Below are 3,302 nucleotides of genomic sequence, written 5' to 3' on the forward strand. Positions count from 1 at the left end.
GGGAGGGAAGGGCCGCCTCACACCACGAGGTTCACGATCCGCCCGGGCACGACGATGACTTTTCGCGGTGCGCGCCCTTCGAGAACCCGCTGCACGGCCGCGTCGGCGAGCACCGCGGCCTCGACCATTGCAGCGTCCGCCCCGCGCGGGACGGTGATGTCGGCGCGCTTCTTCCCGTTGACCTGCACGGGGAGCGTGAGCGCCTCCTCGACGAGCAGCGCCGGGTCGAAGGCGGGCCAGGGGGCCTGCGCCGCGAGGCCGTGGCCGCCCAGCGCCTCCCAGCACGCCTCGGCCAGATGCGGCATCATCGGCGCGATGAGCTGCACCAGGATGCCGGCGGCCTCCCGCGCTGCCGGCCCCGCGGCGCCGGTGCGCAGGCCCTCTTCCAGGGCGTTGGCCAGCGTGTAGACGTGGGCGACGCAGCGGTTGAAGCGCAGGCGCTCCACGTCCTCGCCGAAGGCGGCGAGCGCCCGGTGCGCGGCCTTGCGCAGGGCGAGGTCGGCCGCACCTGCGCCGCCGGCCGAGACCGCGGCGCCCACCAGCCGCCAGACCCGCTGGACGAAGCGGGCGGCGCCCTGCACGCCCTCCTCCGTCCAGATCACGTCGCGCTCGGGCGGCGAGTCCGAGAGCATGAACCAGCGCGCGGTGTCGGCGCCGAAGGAGGCGATGATGTCGTCGGGGTCGACCACGTTCTTCTTCGACTTCGACATCTTCTCGATGGCGCCGATCGCGACCGGCGCGTGGGTTTTCACGTGAAACGCGCAGCGCTCGCCGCCCTCGGTCGCGATTCTCACGTCGGCCGTCGGCACCCAGGCGCCGGCCGCGTCCCTGTAGGTCTCGTGGACCACCATCCCCTGCGTGAACAGCCCGGCGAACGGCTCCGCCACGCCCGACCACCCGGTCTCGCGCATCGCCCGCATGACGAAGCGGGCGTAGAGCAGGTGCAGGATCGCGTGCTCGATGCCGCCGATGTACTGGTCGACGGGAAGCCAGCGGTCGACCGCCGCGCGGTCGGTCGGCGCGTCCGCGAGCCACGGCGCGGTGAAGCGGGCGTAGTACCAGGACGAGTCGACGAAGGTGTCCATGGTGTCGGTCTCGCGCCGGGCCGCGGCCCCGCAGCGCGGGCAGGGGACGTTCCGCCACGCCGCGTCCCGCTCCAGCGGGTTGCCGGGCTGGTCGAACGAGACGGTCTCGGGGAGCCGCACCGGCAGGTCGGGCACCGGCACCGGCACCGGGCCGCAGGCGTCGCAGTGGATGACCGGGATCGGACAGCCCCAGTAGCGCTGGCGCGAGACGCCCCAGTCGCGCAACCGGAACTGCACCTTCCGCGACGCGACCGGCGCGCCGGAGAGCACCTCCGCCTCCAGGCGGTTGGCGACCGCCTCGAACGCCTCCGTCGTGGTCATCCCGTCGAGGAAGCGCGAATGGATCATCCGCCCGTCGCCGTCGTAGGCCGTGTCGGTGACGACGAACGCGTCGGCGTCCTGCCCCTCCGGGCAGACCACGGGCGTGTTGCCGAGCCCGTACGCGTTGGCGAAGTCGAGGTCGCGCTGGTCGTGGGCCGGGCAGCCGAACACGGCGCCGGTGCCGTACTCCATCAGCACGAAGTTCGCCACAAAGACCGGCAGGGTCCAGGACGGGTCGAGGGGGTGGCGCACCCGCAAGCCGGTATCGAAGCCGAGCTTCTCCGCCGTATCGATCGCCGCCTGCGCCGTGCCCGTGCGCCGGCATTCCGCGATGAAGCCCGCGAGGTCGGGATTGGTCGCAGCGACCGCCTGGGCCACGGGATGGTCGGCGGCGATCGCCAGGAACTTCGCGCCGAACAGGGTGTCGGGGCGGGTGGTGTAGACCTCGATCGCGTCACCGCAGCCCGCGGCCGCCCCGGCCAGCGAAAAACGGACCTGCAAGCCCTGCGAGCGGCCGATCCAGTTCCGCTGCATCAGCCGGACTTTTTCCGGCCAGCGCTCCAGCCCGTCCAGCGCGTCGTGGAGATCCTGCGCGAAGTCGGTGATCTTGAAGAACCACTGGGTCAGCTCGCGCTGTTCCACGAGCGCCCCCGAGCGCCAGCCGCGCCCGTCGATCACCTGCTCGTTGGCGAGCACGGTGTGGTCGACCGGGTCCCAGTTCACCTTGGCCGTGCGGCGCGTGACCAGACCCTTATCCAGGAAGTCGAGGAACATGCGCTGCTGGTGCTTGTAGTAGGCCGGATCGCAGGTCGCGACCTCGCGGCTCCAGTCGAGCGACAGGCCCATCGCTTTGAGCTGTTCGCGCATCGCGCTGATGTTGGCGTAGGTCCAGTCGCGCGGGTTGGTCTTGCGCTCCATGGCGGCGTTCTCGGCGGGCAGGCCGAAGGCGTCCCAGCCCATCGGGTGCAGCACCGAAAAACCCTTGGCGCGCTTGTAGCGGGCCACCACGTCGCCCATCGCGTAGTTGCGCACGTGGCCCATGTGGATGCGCCCCGACGGGTAGGGGAACATCTCCAGCACGTAGTATTTCGGGCGGGGGTCGGCGTTGTCGGTCTCGAACAGCCGCGCCGCGTCCCAGGCCGCCTGCCAGCGCGGCTCGGCCTCCTTGGGGTTGTAGCGTTCGGGCGCGGGCGGTTGGGTCATGGGCCGGGTGCCGGTCGAGACGGTGAGGCGAGCGGCCGGCAGGCAGCGTGCCGGCGGGGGCCGGGACTAGCATACCCGGGCCGCGGGCGGTCAACGTATCTTGAGCCGATGCCTTTGCCTTGAGCCGATGCCTCGCAGCGGCGTCGGCGCGGCGCTGCGATCTGCGACGCCGCAGCCCGCCCGGCCGGCATCCTCACGGACGCGCCTCCGGTCTGGCGGCACCCTTCCCGGAAATGGCAAAGCCGGCTCCGCGGGTTGCGAAGCCGGCTCCGAGGTCCTGTCGAACGATCAGTGGCGGACGGCGCGGTCCTGGCGAACGCTGCGGCGGTTGGACGATCCGGTCGTCAGGGTGTCGTAGGCGTTCGGCGCCGCGTTCCAGCCGCGGGACTCGACGGTGCGGCCGGTGGCGCCGCCGGGCGCGGTCTCGGCCGGGATGCCGGCGGGCGCGGTGTAGCTCTGCGCCAGGGCGACGGCGGGCAGGCCGGCGGCGAGGGCGAGGGCGAGAACGGAAGTCGAGATGATACGGGACATGGTGTGCTCCATCGGTGCGATGCGCGGCCGGCTGGCCGTCATCCGATGAAGCGAAGATGGTCCCGATCCCGACTTCGGAAAACCCGAATAAGATTGGTAGAAACGTTCGAGAAAATAGAAAAGACGGTGCGCGGTGATCGCCGCGTGATTTGTACGGTTTCC

General features: G+C 71.3%; 2 protein-coding genes. Both read right to left on the reverse strand.

The window, feature by feature from the left end:
* Positions 1-17: 17 nt before the first annotated feature.
* On the reverse strand, positions 18-2,609 hold the full coding sequence (gene leuS / locus ACFE8Y_RS20030) for a leucine--tRNA ligase (RefSeq protein WP_375466129.1): 2,592 nt from the start codon (positions 2,607-2,609) through the stop codon (positions 18-20).
* A gap of 288 nt (positions 2,610-2,897) precedes the next feature.
* Positions 2,898-3,140: a hypothetical protein gene (locus ACFE8Y_RS20035; RefSeq protein ID WP_375466130.1), complete on the reverse strand. Its 243-nt coding sequence runs from the start codon at positions 3,138-3,140 to the stop codon at positions 2,898-2,900.
* Positions 3,141-3,302 lie beyond the last annotated feature (162 nt).

The organism is uncultured Methylobacterium sp. (assembly GCF_964242245.1).
Lineage (GTDB): Bacteria > Pseudomonadota > Alphaproteobacteria > Rhizobiales > Beijerinckiaceae > Methylobacterium.

Excerpts from the sequence above, each read along its gene's own strand:
- leuS (WP_375466129.1), bottom strand. The coding sequence starts at position 2,609 with ATGACCCAACCGCCCGCGCCCGAACGCTACAACCCCAAGGAGGCCGAG.
- ACFE8Y_RS20035 (WP_375466130.1), bottom strand. The coding sequence starts at position 3,140 with ATGTCCCGTATCATCTCGACTTCCGTTCTCGCCCTCGCCCTCGCCGCC.